This is a genomic window from Roseovarius halotolerans, from assembly GCF_900172255.1.
GTDB lineage: Bacteria > Pseudomonadota > Alphaproteobacteria > Rhodobacterales > Rhodobacteraceae > Roseovarius > Roseovarius halotolerans.
Genome location: NZ_FWFU01000001.1, coordinates 1404504 through 1420803 on the forward strand (window position 1 = coordinate 1404504; position 16300 = coordinate 1420803).

14 protein-coding genes are annotated in these 16300 nt (G+C 60.9%); 3 read left to right on the top strand and 11 right to left on the bottom strand.

The genetic code is table 11. The features are described from left to right. Positions 1 to 179: 179 nt before the first annotated feature. The 9 genes from ROH8110_RS06810 to ROH8110_RS06850 all read right to left on the bottom strand — a co-directional run bounded on the left by ROH8110_RS06810 (position 180) and on the right by ROH8110_RS06850 (position 11824). The gene (locus tag ROH8110_RS06810) at positions 180 to 779 is read right to left on the bottom strand and encodes a flavin reductase family protein (RefSeq protein ID WP_085816885.1); all 600 of its coding nucleotides are present in this window, start codon (positions 777 to 779) and stop codon (positions 180 to 182) included. A gap of 49 nt (positions 780 to 828) precedes the next feature. Further along, positions 829 to 2466 (bottom strand): gamma-glutamyltransferase, encoded by a 1638-nt coding sequence (ggt, locus tag ROH8110_RS06815; protein ID WP_085816886.1) that lies wholly within the window; start codon positions 2464 to 2466, stop codon positions 829 to 831. Further along, a complete protein-coding gene (locus ROH8110_RS06820) occupies positions 2463 to 4532 on the bottom strand; it encodes an alpha/beta hydrolase domain-containing protein (protein WP_139837392.1) in 2070 nt (689 codons plus the stop codon). The genes ggt and ROH8110_RS06820 overlap by 4 nt, the downstream gene beginning before the upstream one ends. Beyond that, positions 4517 to 5494: an oligopeptide/dipeptide ABC transporter ATP-binding protein gene (locus ROH8110_RS06825; RefSeq protein WP_085816888.1), complete on the bottom strand. Its 978-nt coding sequence runs from the start codon at positions 5492 to 5494 to the stop codon at positions 4517 to 4519. Before ROH8110_RS06825 ends, ROH8110_RS06820 begins: the two co-directional genes overlap by 16 nt. Then, complete coding sequence (locus ROH8110_RS06830) at positions 5494 to 6552, bottom strand: ABC transporter ATP-binding protein (protein WP_085816889.1); 1059 nt, start codon at positions 6550 to 6552, stop codon at positions 5494 to 5496. Before ROH8110_RS06830 ends, ROH8110_RS06825 begins: the two co-directional genes overlap by 1 nt. A 1-nt stretch (position 6553) precedes the next feature. After that, positions 6554 to 7456 (bottom strand): ABC transporter permease, encoded by a 903-nt coding sequence (locus tag ROH8110_RS06835; RefSeq protein ID WP_085816890.1) that lies wholly within the window; start codon positions 7454 to 7456, stop codon positions 6554 to 6556. Beyond that, the gene (locus tag ROH8110_RS06840; protein WP_085817054.1) at positions 7453 to 8370 is read right to left on the bottom strand and encodes an ABC transporter permease; all 918 of its coding nucleotides are present in this window, start codon (positions 8368 to 8370) and stop codon (positions 7453 to 7455) included. The genes ROH8110_RS06835 and ROH8110_RS06840 overlap by 4 nt, the downstream gene beginning before the upstream one ends. A 70-nt stretch (positions 8371 to 8440) precedes the next feature. Then, entirely contained in the window at positions 8441 to 9982 is a 1542-nt protein-coding gene (locus ROH8110_RS06845) for an ABC transporter substrate-binding protein (protein WP_085816891.1), read from the bottom strand. A gap of 39 nt (positions 9983 to 10021) precedes the next feature. Further along, the gene (locus tag ROH8110_RS06850; protein WP_217808219.1) at positions 10022 to 11824 is read right to left on the bottom strand and encodes a CocE/NonD family hydrolase; all 1803 of its coding nucleotides are present in this window, start codon (positions 11822 to 11824) and stop codon (positions 10022 to 10024) included. Here ROH8110_RS06850 and ROH8110_RS18445 point away from each other — a divergent pair. Together ROH8110_RS18445 and ROH8110_RS06865 are read left to right on the top strand one after the other, a co-directional pair. Continuing rightward, complete coding sequence (locus tag ROH8110_RS18445; protein ID WP_121143610.1) at positions 11823 to 12896, top strand: LysR family transcriptional regulator; 1074 nt, start codon at positions 11823 to 11825, stop codon at positions 12894 to 12896. The two genes, ROH8110_RS06850 and ROH8110_RS18445, sit on opposite strands and share 2 nt — an antisense overlap. A gap of 161 nt (positions 12897 to 13057) precedes the next feature. Then, positions 13058 to 14050, top strand: coding sequence for a serine hydrolase domain-containing protein (locus ROH8110_RS06865; protein ID WP_211330725.1), 993 nt, complete (start codon positions 13058 to 13060; stop codon positions 14048 to 14050). 39 nt (positions 14051 to 14089) lie between these two features. On the opposite strand, the gene ROH8110_RS06870 is transcribed toward ROH8110_RS06865, so the two are convergent. Next, the gene (locus tag ROH8110_RS06870; protein ID WP_085816895.1) at positions 14090 to 14500 is read right to left on the bottom strand and encodes a GFA family protein; all 411 of its coding nucleotides are present in this window, start codon (positions 14498 to 14500) and stop codon (positions 14090 to 14092) included. Between the two features lie 120 nt (positions 14501 to 14620). Between ROH8110_RS06870 and ROH8110_RS06875 the strand changes: the two genes are divergently transcribed. Continuing rightward, a complete protein-coding gene (locus ROH8110_RS06875) occupies positions 14621 to 14941 on the top strand; it encodes a LysE family translocator (protein WP_085816896.1) in 321 nt (106 codons plus the stop codon). A 119-nt stretch (positions 14942 to 15060) separates the two neighbouring features. Here ROH8110_RS06875 and ROH8110_RS06880 read toward each other — a convergent pair whose 3' ends face one another. Further along, positions 15061 to 15897 carry a DMT family transporter gene (locus tag ROH8110_RS06880; protein ID WP_085817055.1) on the bottom strand — a complete coding sequence of 279 codons (837 nt, stop codon included), beginning with the start codon at positions 15895 to 15897 and terminating at the stop codon, positions 15061 to 15063. Between the last annotated feature and the right edge of the window lie 403 nt (positions 15898 to 16300).

The window sequence follows — 16300 nt, forward strand, 5'->3', positions numbered from 1 at the left end:
TCTGCGGAAGGTCAGATTTCGAACGGAACCGCACCGCCGCTCTCGACCAGTCGCGCGCCCCCAGCATGACATGAGGAGCAGGTCTCCTGCCCCGACTGGGACTGGCTCGAATTCGCCTGACAGCACCAGCAGTTGGCAATCGTGACCGCATTTCAGCTGCGTTGGGGGGTCATCTGCCTTCAATCATCGGGACGCATCAGTTCCCAGGCTTCGTTGACGGTCGTGTAATCGCGATAACCCATCCGCGCTATCGGACGGGCTTTCAATGTATCGAAACGGCCATCGCGGATAAACTCATCGCGGATATGGGTACGGACCACCTCGCCAATGACCATGTAACGATCGATCAGCTTCCCGTTCCGGTCCTCCAACTGCAGGGTCTGGATCGTAACGCATTCGAAGGCTGCAGGGCTTGCTGCAACAAAAGGCGTCGCAATCTCAACCGGATTACCCCGTTCGAGACCCGCGGCATCGAACTCGCTCGTCCCGTACGGCAAACTCTCGGCGGAAATGTTCATCGCCTGGGCCAGCTCTTCTGTCGCCAGGGAAAATGTAAATTCGCCGCGGTCCTTGGCATTGACAAAGCTGTGCTTGGCGCCATCGCTGGCAAAGTAAACCTGCTCTGGATAGGCGCCCAATCCGTTGAAAAAGGAATAGGGAGCCAGATTCGCACAACCACCGTCATCCAGCGTGCCGATCCAGCCGATGGGTCGCGGTGAGACGATCGCTTTGAACGGGTTGAAATCAAGGCAATCGGGCCGTGTGGCGCCATAGTTCATAGATACATCTCCATCGATCGCTCTGCGCAACGCAGCGATCCTTCGGTGGTCATTTCGACATGACTTCCGCAGGTGTCACACGGTATGCCACCCCGTCACGGCCCGGATCCGCCATGCCGTCGATCCGCCGGTCCGCAAGGCTGATCGCGTGAACCCACCCAATCGTATGGCCGTAGGGATTTCGGATAACATCCCGGCCATCGGCCTCCAGTGCCCTGGTCACGGACCGCGGAATCCTGTTGGACACATCGATCGCATTACCGGTCGATGAAAAGCGCGGAGCCGAGACAGCTTCGGAAACCGGCATGCCGAAATCCACACTGTTCAGGATCGTCTGAAGGACCCCCATCACGATCTGTGTCCCGCCGGGCGCGCCGAGCACCAGTGTCGGATCCTGATCGTCGAACATGATGGTGGGACACATCGCGCTGAAACGCGACTTGCCGGGGGCAATGGATCCAGTCCGGCCCGGGCGCGGATCGAACACGCCCATGCATCCGTTATACATGAAGCCGAGACCGGGCGTGATGACGCCGGACGGCATCCCGAGCGAATGGGTCATGGATACGCAATTGCCGTCGCCATCCGTCACCGAGATATGCGTCGTGTCGCGCGGCACCACATCCGTCGCCTGCAGGCGTTGCACCGTCGCGCGTTCGCCACGACGTATCTCGGCGGCAAGGCCTGCGGCGTAATCCTTGTCCGTGAGGCGCTCGAGCGGCACATCCACGAAACGCGGGTCGCCGACAAAGCGGTCCTTGTCGATCGTGGCGCGTTTCATCGCTTCCGACACGAGGGCGATATAGGCGGGGCTGTTATGCCCCAGATCGGCCAGATCGAAACTCTCGAGAATGTTCAGCATCTCCAGCAGCATCACCCCGCCACCCGGTGGCGGGTTCGTCACGATCCTTCTACCGCGATAGCTGCCTTCGAGCGGCGCGCTCCATTCGGCTGCGCAACCCTCTAAGTCCGCTGCGGTCAGCAAGCCGTCATTGGCCTCCATATCCGCAAGTATCTGTTGTGCGATCAGGCCGCTATAGAACGTGTCTGCGCCTTCGCTGGCAATGATGCGCAGCGTCTTGGCAAGATCCGGATTGCGGATCCCTGCTCCGGTCGCCTTGGGCTGGCCATCCTCCCGGCAGTAAAGCGCGCGACCTTCGGCACTGAAGCCCAGTCTCTCGGAGGTAGCGGCACGCCCCATGCCGGATCCTTCGGCAAAGAAGGTCTGCATGGCAGGGCGTACGAAATATCCCTCTTCTGCCCATTCGATGGCCGGCGCCAGCACGGTGTCCCAGGGCAGTCTGCCATACTTCCCATGAGCCTCTGCATAGGCCCGCAATGCCGGGGGTGCGCAGATGGACTGATAGCCGAGGTCATTTATCCGACCCTTCAAGACGAAACCGAACCCGTCACGGGTTTCGCCCTCGACCAGATCGGCCCACATGTCGGCATGTGCAGCGAGCGGCGCGCGGGCGTGGAAATCCAGATACTCCGTCTTTCCGGTTTCGGGGCGGTAGACGGCCATGCTACCAAAGCCCGCGATCCCGCACATCAACGGGTCGACAACCCCTTGCGCAAAGGCGCAGGCCACGGCGGCGTCGATGGCATTGCCTCCCATCCGAAGGATATCCGCACCCGCCTCGGCGGCCTCGGGCTGCGGACAGACGATCATCGCATCGCGTGTCATTTATTGGTGCCTCCGAAGCCCGAACGATTTCGTGCAGCTGCGACCGGCAGGCGTGTCAGATGTCTCGGGCGCCCCCAATCCTGCGCAAGTGCGACACAGGCGGCGATATCACTTTCCAGAATGTAGCCCTGCTTGCACAACGCCTCCGCCGCTTCACGGATTGCCTTTTCGTAGGCGGTCGAATCTGCAAAGCGCGACAGAATGGATGCGCGCGGATCACCGGTCTGACTGCGTTCTTCGTCGGTGTCGGGCAATGGTATGTAGCTGCCGGTGATCCCGACCATCGCGCCATGTCCCATGTCACGCCGACGCAGGCTCCACCCGGTATAGGTTCCCAGGGGTGCTGCGGCCATCGGCGCGCGCAGCCCGCCAAGGTCATTTCCATCTTCGTCCACGGCAGGCACGAGAACCGCGTATCCCTGCTCCGACACGATGCGCGCAGGCGCGCCAATGGCGCCCGTCTCGGCAAAATCGGCGCCGAAATCCAGTTGTTCCAACTTGCTTGGCCCCCGCGGCAGGGCCACGCCCGGGATCGCGGGGAAGGCCGCGCGCCATTCCTCCTCCGTCACCAGCGTCCCCTCTGCCCGCTTCGGATACAGGCTCGGCGGCGGCGAGACACCATCGGTTGCCCACGCGTCAAGCCGGTCGAGCGCGGCACGAAAGAAGTAATGCGTCGCGACCACGTTGCACATGGTCTGAGCAAGCCCGGCAACAGGCGCAGTCATCAGCGGATCCGCGAAATGCTGCGAGCTTGCCCAAAGGTAGATCCGCACGCCGTCGGGTTGCTCCAGGTCTTCGCCCTGCGTGTCGGTATGCACCAGGGACGCACGCCGATGCCAATATTCGGCAGATGTATCGGTGTGGATGACAAGCGGGTCCGTCTCGGGCCGCTTCAGAATGGCGTCCTCGGCCCCCGTCAGGTGATCCCTGCTACGGGCATACGAAAACGGAAAACTGTCCACGGGCGAAAAGTGGTTCTCATGCTCCTGACCGGGCAACAGCGTGAGATTCGCGAAGCGGTGGTTCATCCACATCTTGCCTGCGCCAGCCACGTGCGGCATCACGCCATCGAAAACCCGGTTTCCCTGGCCGTCATCGTTGAACCCCAGATAGATGAAATCGCGAATGCACCGCCCCGTCTGCGAGCGCCCCCATGCATAGGCTTTTTCATATGGGCAGAGCGCAAGCGCCGGCTGCCCTTCTGCCTTGGCATCACCCTTTTTCAGGTAGCTTATGAACTGCTGCACTGCGACATGTCCAAGCCCCAGCACCAGCGGATCGCGTGCCTCGTATATCAGCTCGTAAATCCAGCCAGACTCGAAACCATCGCGCAGATAGATGTTGCTGTCCGACGGGATCAGGGCCGTATCCGTCTTCTTGCTGTCGACACTTCCACCCCGTTCCAGCCGCGCAAATGCCCACGCGTCCGGCGCGATTTCCTCCCTTTGCGCAGTCGCATAGGCGCGCCGGCTCAACGTCGCGCGTGTCGTATCAAGCGAAACCGCCGGATAGCTTCGCGTCGACGCCTGTGTACTGAGCGGCATCTCATGACGTCCATGCTCCGACGCGATGAATTCGGTGCAGATCGTTCCAGTGACGGGCGCGCCCTCATGCGTGGCTACCGGAACGTCCAGCAACAGGCGACCATCACCCGGCAGCAGGTCGCCCTGCCATCCCATCCAGACAACCGTGTATCCCCGCTTCATGAGGTATCCATCGCCGGCATGGTCTTCGTCCAGCGGGTCATTGCTGCCCGTGGCTACGTTGAAAAACTGCAACGCCCGCTTGTCGCCTCTGTTACCGTAATCGTAAAAAAGTCGGCCGTTTCCCTTGTCCGGGTCCACTGGGCGCAGAATGCAGAAGTCCGCCTCAAATCTGACCCGCCCCGTTTCGTCACGGGGGGCCAGCTCTATATCGGTCACATCCCGAACGCCCGGCGCCGCAGGATCGACACGAAAGGTCACCCTGCCCTTCAGACGCTCATACGCGCCTGTTTCACCAAAACGCTTGCCAGCGGCAAAGGCGCGGAAGTCGGTGACCCGATAGTCGATCAAACTTGCGGACATTCTTCATCTTTCAGATTGTTTGGAAAGTGGCAGCGATAGCTGTGTTCGGCATCCGCGTCGGTGCGACACGGGGCCTGTTCTGCGCAAAGGGCGCGCGCCTTCTGGCACCGGGGATGAAAGGTGCAGCCGCTCGGCGGATTGACCGGGCTGGGGAACTCCGCCTCAAGCCCCATTTCGGGCAGGCGCACGCCGGCTCTCGGCGGCAGCACAGCCTTCAACAAGGCGTCGGAATACGGATGCCGCGCCGCCTCGAAGATATCGCGGCTCGGTCCGCGCTCGACAATCTGACCAAGATACATGACGGCAACGTCGTCTGCGAGGTGGTGGACGACGGCAAGGTTGTGGCTGATCAGAATCATCGTCAGGTTCAACTGACGCTTTAGATTGTGAAGCAGGTTCAGGATCTGCGACTGCACCGAGACATCCAGCGCCGAAGTCGGCTCGTCGCAGATCAGGATCTCGGGCTCACCGATCAGCGCCCGCGCGATGGCCACCCGCTGTCTTTGTCCGCCCGACAGCTGGCTGGGATAGGCCTCGACAAGGTGCCTGGGCAAACCGACCTCACCGGCCAGTTCGTGCACCTTCGCCTGCAGCGAACGCCCGCCCTCGCCGCGCACGCGCATCGGCGCGGCTATGATCGCCTCGACGGTCATGCGCGGGTTGAGAGATGAATACGGATCCTGGAATACCGGCTGGATCAAGCGCGCACGTTCAATCCGGTCATAACTCTGGATTGGTTTGCCGCCGACCAGAACTTCACCGCTCGTTGGCTCCTCGACTCCCAGCAGGATCTTGGCGAGCGTGCTTTTCCCGCAGCCGGATTCGCCTACCAGGCCAAGGGTCTTGCCGCGTTCAACACCCAGGTCGACACCCCGCAGAGCACGCAATGTCTGTTTACGCGCGAACCCGCTGCCAACGCTGTAGTCGCGGGTGACGCCCCGCATCGTCAGAACTTCGGGCATCACAGGCTCCCGCTGTTGGTTGCGCTTTGCGCGGATGTTTCATCGGGCAGGATCCAGACGTCCGGATCGCGCGCGCTGCCATCCGTAGGCAGAATGCACCGCATGAGCCGCCCGTCGCCGGCGTCTCGCATCGCGATCGGTTCCTCGCGGCATGCGCTTGTCGCATAGGGACAGCGATCCACGAAGCCACAGGCCGTGCGCTCGCCCACCTGTCGCGGCACGATTCCGGGAATATACCCAAGCGCCTCACCCTGCTCGGTCTCGCCGGGCACCGGGATCGAACGCACCAGCCCTTCGGTATAAGGGTGCAGCGGCTGGGCCAGCACCTGGTCGCAGGTGCCAACCTCAACGACCTCGCCGCCATACATCACGACGATCCGGTCAGCCATGCCAGCCACAACGCCAAGGTCGTGGGTAATCAGCAAAAGGCCGATATTCGTCTCGCGCTGAATGTCCCGCAACAGCCGCAGGATCTGCGCCTGGATCGTGACGTCCAGGGCGGTCGTCGGTTCGTCCGCGATAATCAGTTCGGGCTCACACAGCAGCGCCATCGCGATCATGACACGCTGGCGCAACCCGCCCGACAACTGGTGCGGATATTGCTTCAACCGCTCCTCTGGCGCGGGAATGCCCACCTTGCCCAGCAGGTCCAGCGACCGCTTCATTGCGGCGGATCGCGAAATCTTGCGGTGCTGCTGCAATATCTCGCACATCTGGTCCCCGATGCGATAACAGGGGTCCAAAGCTGTCATCGGGTCCTGAAAGATCATGGCGATCCGATCGCCACGCAGCTGCCGCCAACGCTTTGGACTGGCTTCGGCAAGCGACTCCGCATTCAGGCGCAAGGCTTCGGATTGCACCTTTGCCTGGCGCGGCAAGAGACCCATGATGGCCAGGGCCGTCAGGCTTTTGCCACAGCCCGATTCACCGACCACGGCAACCGTCTCGCCACGTCCGACATCAATGTTTACATCGCGCACCGGCCACAAGGTCGATCCAGGGATCGGGATCTGCACATTGAGTCCCCGGACGCTCAGGATTCGCGTGTCATCGGACATGTCAGGCCTTCCCTTCTGGCGTTGTAACGTCGCGCAGCGCATCGCCGACAAGGTTGATCGCGAAGATCAGCAAAACCAGCGCGGCCCCCGGGATCGCAATCATCCAGGGGCGGAACAGAAGCTGCGCCTTCGCCTCCGCCACCATCAGCCCCCACGATACGTCGGGCGGCTGCACGCCCAGTCCCAGGAAGGACAGCGCAGCTTCCAGCAGAATGGCATGTGCGATTTCGATGGAGGTCACCACCACCAGCGGTCCGGTGATATTCGGCAGTATTTCCCGGAACAGGATCCGCGGCGTCGAACTGCCGATTGCACGCGCTGACGTAATATATTCGCGCTGCGCCAGCTGTTGCGTCGCGCTTCGCACCACGATCGCGAAGCGGTCCCACAGCAACAGACCGATCACAAGGATCAGCAGCCAGAGAGAGCTGCCGATCAGGGCAACCACGACGAGCGCCACCAGAACGACCGGCAGCGTCAGCCGCACCGTGATGAAGAAGTTGATGATCATATCCGGCCAACCGCCCCAATAGCCGGCGGTGATGCCCATCGCGGTTCCGATCGTTCCCGAGATGATGACCGTCAGCAGACCGAGCCCGAGCGAAATCCTTGCGCCGTACAAGAGACGCGCAAAGTAGTCCCGGCCAAGATTGTCGGTGCCCAGGGGGTGTTCCCAGCTCCCGGCTTCGGCCCAGACGGGGGGCACGAAGCCTTCTGACAGGCTTTGAACCGAAGGATCGTAGGGTGTCAGGAGCGGCGCGAAGATCGCCATCAGGACGATCACGAAAATGATCGTGCCGCCAATCCAGAAGCCGCCGTGGCGAATGGCGCGACGCAGCGCGACCCGGCCCGGTGACATCGAGATCGGGCTCGTGTCTTGAGTGGACGTAGTCAAATCAGTCATGAGATCCGAATCCGAGGGTCAAGTGCCGCATTGAGAAGGTCGGCAAGAAGGGTGAGAACGGCGTACGCCACCGCGATGACGAGGAGTATCGCCTGGATCACCTCGATATCGGCGCGCTGGATAGACTCCCACGCGAGATGCCCGATCCCCTTGAGTGAAAAAATCGTTTCGATGACGATCGATCCGCCGAGCATGAAACCAAGCTGCACGGCAGCCAGCGAAACGACGGGAATGATCGCATGGCGCAACCCGTGCCGGACAACCACACGCCAAGGCGACAGGCCATAGGCGCGCGCGGTGCGCACATGATCGGACAGCATCACGTCCAGCATACCCGAACGCGTAAGGCGCATGATCGCCGGTGTCGCGTAATAGCCCAGCGCGACCGACGGCATTATGAAATGCCACCAGGTCTCGCTACCCGAAATCGGCAGCACGCGCAGGTAGACACCGAAAAGATACATCAAACCCAAAGCGAACAGGAACGATGGCAGGGCCTGCCCCGCGACGGCCAACCAGAGTGAAAACCGGTCGATCATCGTGTTGGGCCGCAGAGCGGCAAGAACCCCCAGCGGGATCGACAAAGCCAGTGCGAACCCCAACGCGCAGACGCCAAGCGTGGCGGTGACCGGCAGGTGTCGTGCCAGAACGTCGGTCACGTCGGCACGCAGATAGGTGGACCGGCCAAGATCGCCGGTCACGACACGGCTCACCCAGTCCAGGTACTGGACGTAGAGCGGTCGATCGAAACCGTAGGTCTCCCGAACAGTCTCGATATCGGCTTGGCTGGCACCCTCGCCCGCCATCGCTGCTGCCGGATCACCAGAAAGATGGACGAGTAGAAAAGCGATCACCGATGTCACGGCGATGACGAGGAACGTCATCAAGAGCCGCTTGGATAGGTATACGAGCATGTGGGTCTCCTGACGAAACATGTGGAGGGCACTTGGCCCTCCACATGCATTCCTGCTGGATCGGACTGGGTTACTTCCACTTGGCCAAGTAGAAATGTGCCATCTCGTCCGGCGTTACCGGATAGTCCAGATCCTTGTTGAACGCGTAGGTCCGGCCGTACATGAACAGCGGGATGTAGTAGGCCTGGTTCGCGATCTTGTTCAAAGCTTTCGAATACAGTGCCTTGCGCTCTTCCTGGTCGGTGGTGCGATCCGCCTCTTCCAGCCAGGCCTTGACCTCTTCATCACGCGCATAGTCGTCGGGGCCGCCCGTGAAGTAGTAGCTTGTCGAAGCGGACACATCGAGAATCCCGTTCGAGCCAAAGGTCAGATGGCCGATCTGCACCTCGTCATCGACGATCTTCGGGCGCAAAGCACGCCATTGCAGAAACTGAAGATCGGTCTCGATGCCCACCGCGCGCAGATCGTTCAGAACCGCCTCGCTATATGCGCGGTCACGATACGCATGGAACGGGACACTGAAGCCATCGGGATAGCCGGCCTCTGCCAGCAGCGCCTTGGCCTTTTCCGGATCGTAGGGATATTGCTTCACATCCGTTTCGCAGCCGAACTGGACCGGCGCACACATGGATTTCTGAACCTCGGCGCCGTCGCCGACCAGGTTCTCGGCGATCGCCTCGCGGTTGATGGCATGGGCGATTGCCTGGCGAACCTTCAGGTCAGTCATCGGCGTATCGCCCGTCCGGCCCGCCGCATCCAGAGACAGGAACGACATTCGCATGGTAGGCGCGGAAACAACGGTCAGATTGCCCATGGACGAAAGCATTTCCGCGTTCTCGGGCGGAACACCCCAGATCCAGTCGACACCACCGGTCACGACTTCGGCGATCTGAGTTTCGGGATCCTTGATCGTCTTGTAGACAAGGGTCCCGATCGACGGTTTGCCCTTGGGGCTGTCCTCGAAATAGTCGGGGTTGGCCTCCAGCGTCAGGGACTCGCCGGCGACGTACTCTGCCAGCTTGTAGGGTCCGGTGCAGACCGGTTGAACAGCGCCCCAGTCACGACGCTCCGCGCCATCGGCTCCGGGGACGACAGGCGCATCCTCATAGTGGCCGGACGGATAGATCGGCGAGGTGCCTGTCAGGTATTGAAGCGCCGCCGGAGTCGGCCGCTTGGCGTTGATGCGGACCTTGTAGGTATCCACCGCCTCGACATTGTCGATCCAGTCCACCAGGACGCGGATCTTCATGTCGCTGTCGGGGTCGGCCACGTGGTTGAGCGTATAGGCCACGTCTTCCGCATCGAAGTCGGTGCCATCGTGGAACTTGACACCTTCACGCAGTTCCAGTTCGAGCGTGGTATCGTCGGTCCATTCCCAGCTGGTCGCCAGCAGAGCCTGGAATTCGTTGGTGATCGGGTCCCGGTGCAGCAGGCCGTCACACATGGCGTAGGCATTGATCAGCGCCTCGCGCTGGTTGCCATAGTAGATGTCCGCCGTGTCCATTTCCGTGGATGTGGACCAGACGAACGTGTCGTTCTCCTTGCCCGCCTGAGCGGACGCGGCGGTGATCGCAAGTATCCCGCTCGCCAATATGGTTCTCGAAAGTAACATAGGTTGGTATTCCTCCTTGTTAATGGTGTTGTTGTTCGACTATCCGATTTCGCGCCACGGCAACTCGAGCCATGTCGCGTCATCCGCGCCGCGCAGGATCTCGATCTCGGGCGGGCGTCCGTAAGGCAACTGCACGTAATGGTCAGCATCCGCTGCCGCGACGGAGACGCGGATCCGGCTGCCGCGCTCAAAGCGCCACGCGGTCGGCAACAGAGCGAACCTGAGCTCGACCGGCTCGCCGGGCACGAGCGGCGCGCTGTTCTTGCGACTGTAGTCGCGGTACGGCCATGACCAATTCTGATCCGCGGGCGCAGGAACGACCTTGCGATGCAACGCGCGCAACACACCTTCGGTGACGTATCGCAGGCTGCCGTCCGCTTCCAGCTCCGACAGGTAGACATGCAGGACCGCATCGGCCTCGCTTGACGTTATCGACAGGTTCACGACCGGATGTCCGGCAATTTCGGACGCGGATTCCAGCGGTGGCGATGTCCACGACAGCAGACTGCTCTCCTTTTGCGCCCAGTCGGTGTAGTAGTCCGTGACCGGCTGCGCCGACAAACGCTCGTGGCGGGTGCCAAAACCGGTTCCCCAGGTGAAATCGGCACGGAAACGATCCACACCCCCCTCACCCGGATCGGCAGACAAGGTGTTGTCATTGTCAGCGTAGAGGCGCCGTGTCTCGGAGAGCGGGGGCCATTGCTGTGCCGCGCGCCACTCCTCCGCGTGCAGCGAGAAATAGTGGATGGGCGCTTCCTCTTTCAGCTGTGTATCAAGCCCCATCAGGTATTGGTCGAAGAAACGCAGAACTGCGCCCATCATGGGAAATTGACTGCCCGCCTCTTTGCGCCAGGGCGATACGTTGCTGCGTGCGCCATGATCCCAAGGCCCCAGCAGCACATGCTGGTCGGGATTTGGCAGGGACAGGAACCGGGCAATTGACCCGTTTGCAAAGCCCGCGCCGTCCATCCAGCCTGACACGGACAGAATCGCCACATCTTCCGAGATCGTGTCGGCATAATGGTATGGGCTGAAGGAGTGGCTGCCGAAATCCGGATCATACGGCAGACGATCATCGGTGAACCTGAATTCGGTGATGAAATCCGGCATGTGGAAGTTGCCCAGATGCTCCTTCACAGCTGCGCGTTTCAGCGCCCCGTCGGGGTCTTCATCCACGGGCTGCGGGCCGGCATAATCCGGGTTGTTGAAATACGAAAACGCCTGCAGCACATCCGGGCGGTCGTGGTCGAGCCCGACCATGATATCATCATATGTCGTCGCAAGCTGGTTCAGCAGCACACCACCGGGATAGAAATGATCCGCATATGTGTTCCAGACCGCGAAAAGCGGCGCGATGGCCTTGACTGCCGGATGCCCCGTACTTGCAAGGAAACACGCCGCGGCCCCGAGATACGAGATACCGGTGGAACCGATCGTCCCGTCCGAAAAATCCTGATCGACGATCCAATCCGCGATAGTGTGAAAGTCCTCCCGCTCCGTCGGCGAGCGAAAGCTGTCCCTTGTGCCGAAACTCGCCCCGGTGCCACGGACATCCACGACCACCACCGCGTAGCCTCGCGGCACGAAGAAGTCACGGTAGAGCGCAATGTTCGGGCTGGGCTCTGTCGCCGGGCTGTACCCATCCCGAAGCGCGAACCGGCGGTAATAGGGAGTCAGGATCAAGATCGTCGGAAAGCGGCCGGAACTTGGGTCGTCCGATTGCGGCAGGTATGTATCGACCGCCAATCTGCACCCGTCATGCATTTCGACATACTGCGAGAGCGGCTGTTCCGGCAGCGCGTATGTTGCCGGACGCTTCTCCAAGTATTGCGACGGGGACATGACCCAGGCCGCACCATTTCCGTCGAAGTCTGACATCAACCACCCTGTTTCCGCGCCGGCGACCCGGCTGCATTTTATGCTTTGCACGAACCTGCCGCAGGCCTATCATATAAGTCAAATTCGGTTTTCGTACGAATACATGCGAAAATTGCATGTGTTGATTGGGGGCGCTGCAGTGAACCACAAGAGTCTTCTGGCCTTCCGTGCCTTCATGGAGGGCGGGTCGGTAAACGACGCGGCGGAAAGGCTGCATCGGACCCAGCCACAGGTCAGCAGGCTTCTGTCCATGCTCGAGGACGAGGTCGGCTTCACCCTTTTCGTGCGCAAGGGTCGGCGCCTCAATCCGACCCGCGAAGCGCGCGAACTCTACTCACAGGTCGAACGCGCGCTGTCGTCTCTTGACGAAGTCGAGAACGAGGCGCGGCGTATCAAAGCCCATCAACGCAGCCATGTGCGCATCCTGACCGCACCTCACGTGACCAATGCCCTCGTCGCAGAGGCCATCGCGACCTTCACAAAAGAAGACCCTCAGTTCACCGCCACGATTGACAGCCGGACCCGTATCGACATCGACATCTGGCTCGGCCGCGAGCAATTCGATGTCGGCATTTCGGTGCTGCCGCTGGATGACAGCTCCATAGATATCGAACCCATGGCATCGGTAGATGCCGTCGCCGTGATGCACGAGGATCATCCTCTGGCCGCGCAGGACGAGGTGTCTCTTGACGACCTGATCAACGAGCCATTGGTCATCAACAGTCCCCGCACGGTCATGCGCCAACGGATTGACGCGCTTTTCAGAAGGAAGGGAGCGACGCCAAACATCCGGCTTGAAACACCCAATGGGGTCGTGGCCTGTGAACTCGCAGCACGAGGGTTGGGAATTTCCGTCGCCGATGGGTTTGTCGCGCGCTCGAGTATGAGACCGAACATGGTGATCCGCCCCTTCGTTCCGAAGCTGACATTGGAATACGTGATCTTCTTCCCCCGTTGGCGAACCCGGACTCCCGCCATCAACAGGTTGGCGGAACTCATCCTTCTCTCCGCGGAACGCGTCAATACAGGCGCTTGACCTCTCATTGTTCCAGCCACACAGATCGCCCCGCCCACGCATTCAAAACTCCGACAATCCCAAGAAAAGAAAGACCCCACATGACGTCTCAAGCCGTAGACCCGGCCCTTCAATCTGTTGTCGATATCGCCCTCGCAAATGAAACCAACTGGCCCCGGAACATGTACCACGCCGACGGCAGGTATGCTGGAAGTGCGGAATGGAACGAGTCCGGCCCCTGGGCTGAAGTCGTCGGTCCCGTGACCGAACGCGGCGGTCCTGCCGGAGTCATCCTGCATCGCGGCGAACGTGTTGCGGAATGGGGTGACACGTCACGTCCCGACATGACGTTTTCGATCGCGAAGAGCTATCTTTCGGTACTCGCCGGCATCGCCGTTCAGGACAATCTCATCACGGATCTCGATGAACCGGTCAGCGCCACCGTGGCGGGGCCACACTTCTCCAGCGAGCACAACCGCGCCATAACATGGCGCCACATGCTGCAGATGAACAGCGAATGGCGCGGGGAGCTCTTCGGCAAGGATGACCAGATTGACCATTTTCGGCAGATCGGTGTCGGCGCGGACAATAGCCGAAAAGGGCAACTGCGCCAGGTTGGCCGCCCCGGAAGCTACTATGAATACAACGATGTGCGAGTGAATGCCCTCGCCTATGCCTTGCTGTGCCGTTTCCGCCGCCCCCTGCCCGATGTCCTGCGCGAGCGGATCATGGGCCCGATCGGCGCATCGGACGGCTGGCGCTGGGACGGATACTCCACATCCTGGGTAGAGATTGACGGCCAGCGCATGCAATCGGTTACCGGCGGCGGCCACTGGGGCGGCGGCTTGGTCATCAGCGCCGATGATCACGCACGCTTTGGCCTGTTCATCAGCCAGAACGGCCGCTGGGATGGCCGACAGATCCTGCCGGAAGACTGGATGGCGCAATCTGTGTCCCCGACACCGACACTCGACAAGTACGGCTTCCTCTGGTGGCTGAACCGCGGCGTTGACGCCAATCCCAATCTGCCCTCCAACGCCTTCAGCGCCCTGGGAGCGGGCGGACATTGCATCTGGATCAATCCCGAGGATGACATCGTCGCCGTGACGCGATGGCTTGACCCGGCCAAGACACAGTCATTTCAGGAGACACTGATCGCCGCCATTCGCAGCTAGAGCGGTTTCGACAGAATGAGTGTCTGACATCAGGCATGCTCAGCGAGGCAGTCCGTTGATCCTTTCGACAGAAGCCAGGTCGTTGTCCCAGTTCGCACGGCTGGCAAGGCAGATATGTGCGTTGGGTCGTATGTCGATCTCGCTATCAAGCGACCCTGCTGGAACGACAATAAGACCACCGTCTGCTTGAGAAACCGGCAGTGCAGAGCCGCAATCCATGCAAAAGCTCTTCACGTGCCGGGATCCAGAAAGCTGGAATGTCTTGATGTTCTCCTCACCTGCGACCCAAGCGATCTTTGCCTTGGACGAAAACAGGTTTGCCGAATGGGCCGAACCGCTGTCCTTGCGGCAGCGGCGGCAGTGGCAAAGGAAGAAGCTCTCGAACTCTCCTGATATACAGAACTTCACAGTGCCACACAGGCACTGTCCGGTGATCAATTTATCGTCCATTCACAGTCCTCTAGACATGTGAGCACATTGCCCCGGCAGAAGTATAGTTTCTTGATCGCCGAGTATCCATGTGTGCGATCACTGTCCAAACGGACGGCACGCTGACTTCGCGAAGCAGATGTGAACGACATCGGATTTGTCGGGTACCGATCCGCAAACCTGCGAGCGGGACTCCTGACCGGGATTCTCAATCCCAAGACCATCAGGTTCCACATGGCCTTTCTTGCGCAATTCATGAACCCGGAACTCCCAATGGCGCCCCAGTTCCAGGTCCTTATGGCAATTTCCTGCGCGGTCGTTTTTCTGATCCTGTTTGGATATGCGCTGTTGGCAGCTCAGGCCCGCCACCGTATCAAGAGCTTACGTGCGCGAAAGTCGAAGGGCTATGCAGGTGGGGTCTTCCTCTTGGGTGGTAGCCCGCTGGTGGCTTCGACGCGATGAACCAGCCATTCATCCCCAACCTTTGAACGGCATAGATCGGCGGCTCAGCGGACATTCTCCCGATTTGCGCGGGGACAGTCGGTGACAGGCCGTGCGTTTCTCAAGAGACAGGGCCAGAGCTAAAGCTCGGCTCTCTTCCCGCGCCAGATGACGAAAAGACCCGAAAGGAGAATAAAGGCGGAGCCGACAATTATTGAGGTGTTCAATCGTTCGCCGAAGAGGACGATTCCAAGCGCAATGCCAAAGAGAAGCCGCGTGTAGCGAAGCGGCGTGACGGCGGATACATCACCGGTCCGCATCGCCCGCATGAGAAGGGCATAGGCACCCACCCCGACAGGCACGGCGACCGTGAGGTAGAGCGCAGCGTCGCGATCAGGGACGACGAACGGGGCGCGCTGCCAGAATGAGAAGAGCACTCCCGCGACCAGAACGGCAAGGAATCCGTAGAGCCCGAGTATCGAAGTGGCGAGAGACCGGGGCGCCGCGCGGCTGGCAAGATCCCGTCCCGCGAACCCGATCATACCGATGACCGCCAGGAGGGAGAGGAGTGAGAATGCCTCCGTGCCGGGCTTCACGATCACCAGCACCCCGATCATGCCGAGCACGACAGCACCCCATCTGCGCCAGCCAACACTTTCGCCGAAGAAGACCGCTGCGCCGATCACCACGACGAGCGGCGTGGCCTGCAGAATGACCGTCGCTGTGGACAGAGGGATCAGCGCCAGGGCCAGGACGTAGAACAGCCGGCCGACGACTTCGAAGACGACACGGGCCAACATTGGGCGTGAAACGACGGCAGCACTGAAGAGCGGTTTCCCATCGATCATGGCAAGTGCTGCGAAAAGAAGCGCGCCGCCGAGGCCGAACAAGATCAGGATTTGGCCGGCTGGCAGCGTTTCAGAAGCGGCCTTGATCAGCGCGTCTTCGGCGGCGAAGGCGGCCATGGCGCCAATCATGAAGCTCCCGCCGAGCAGGTTCTCGCGGTGATCGGCAGAAATCGAGGTCAAGGCGGCGTCCTTCAAATAAGCGATAGTGGCATCGTTCTTTTCAGCGGCCCCGCACAGAACAGTGCTACGCGGCAGAGGCCCTCAGAAAACGTGGCTCCCATCGAAGTTGCCGACCGCCCATCGCGGGCCCAGCCGCCATACACGCAAACAAGCAGCGGGTCCATAAGGCTCCCACACTCGCCGCGACGCAATGTTCGGCGGGCCGCTTCCAGCGTTCGTGCCGCTTAGGCTCAGGACCCATTGATTTCCGCGTTGGAGCATGATTCACGCTTCGAAAACTGAGCGGTGAGCATGTCTGATCTTTTCTGGCTGACGGATGCGCAGATGGCGCGTCTTGAGCCCTTCTTCCCCA

Bases quoted from the DNA above. Each gene is read 5' to 3' on its own strand.
- ROH8110_RS06830 (WP_085816889.1), bottom strand. From the start codon at position 6,552: ATGTCCGATGACACGCGAATCCTGAGCGTCCGGGGACTCAATGTGCAG.
- ROH8110_RS06810 (WP_085816885.1), bottom strand. From the start codon at position 779: ATGAACTATGGCGCCACACGGCCCGATTGCCTTGATTTCAACCCGTTC.
- ROH8110_RS06840 (WP_085817054.1), bottom strand. From the start codon at position 8,370: ATGCTCGTATACCTATCCAAGCGGCTCTTGATGACGTTCCTCGTCATC.
- ROH8110_RS06880 (WP_085817055.1), bottom strand. From the start codon at position 15,897: ATGATTGGCGCCATGGCCGCCTTCGCCGCCGAAGACGCGCTGATCAAG.
- ROH8110_RS06865 (WP_211330725.1), top strand. From the start codon at position 13,058: ATGTACCACGCCGACGGCAGGTATGCTGGAAGTGCGGAATGGAACGAG.
- ROH8110_RS06820 (WP_139837392.1), bottom strand. From the start codon at position 4,532: ATGTCCGCAAGTTTGATCGACTATCGGGTCACCGACTTCCGCGCCTTT.
- ROH8110_RS06870 (WP_085816895.1), bottom strand. From the start codon at position 14,500: ATGGACGATAAATTGATCACCGGACAGTGCCTGTGTGGCACTGTGAAG.
- ROH8110_RS18445 (WP_121143610.1), top strand. From the start codon at position 11,823: ATGACCCAGGCCGCACCATTTCCGTCGAAGTCTGACATCAACCACCCT.
- ROH8110_RS06850 (WP_217808219.1), bottom strand. From the start codon at position 11,824: ATGTCCCCGTCGCAATACTTGGAGAAGCGTCCGGCAACATACGCGCTG.
- ggt (WP_085816886.1), bottom strand. From the start codon at position 2,466: ATGACACGCGATGCGATGATCGTCTGTCCGCAGCCCGAGGCCGCCGAG.
- ROH8110_RS06825 (WP_085816888.1), bottom strand. From the start codon at position 5,494: ATGCCCGAAGTTCTGACGATGCGGGGCGTCACCCGCGACTACAGCGTT.
- ROH8110_RS06835 (WP_085816890.1), bottom strand. From the start codon at position 7,456: ATGACTGATTTGACTACGTCCACTCAAGACACGAGCCCGATCTCGATG.
- ROH8110_RS06845 (WP_085816891.1), bottom strand. From the start codon at position 9,982: ATGTTACTTTCGAGAACCATATTGGCGAGCGGGATACTTGCGATCACC.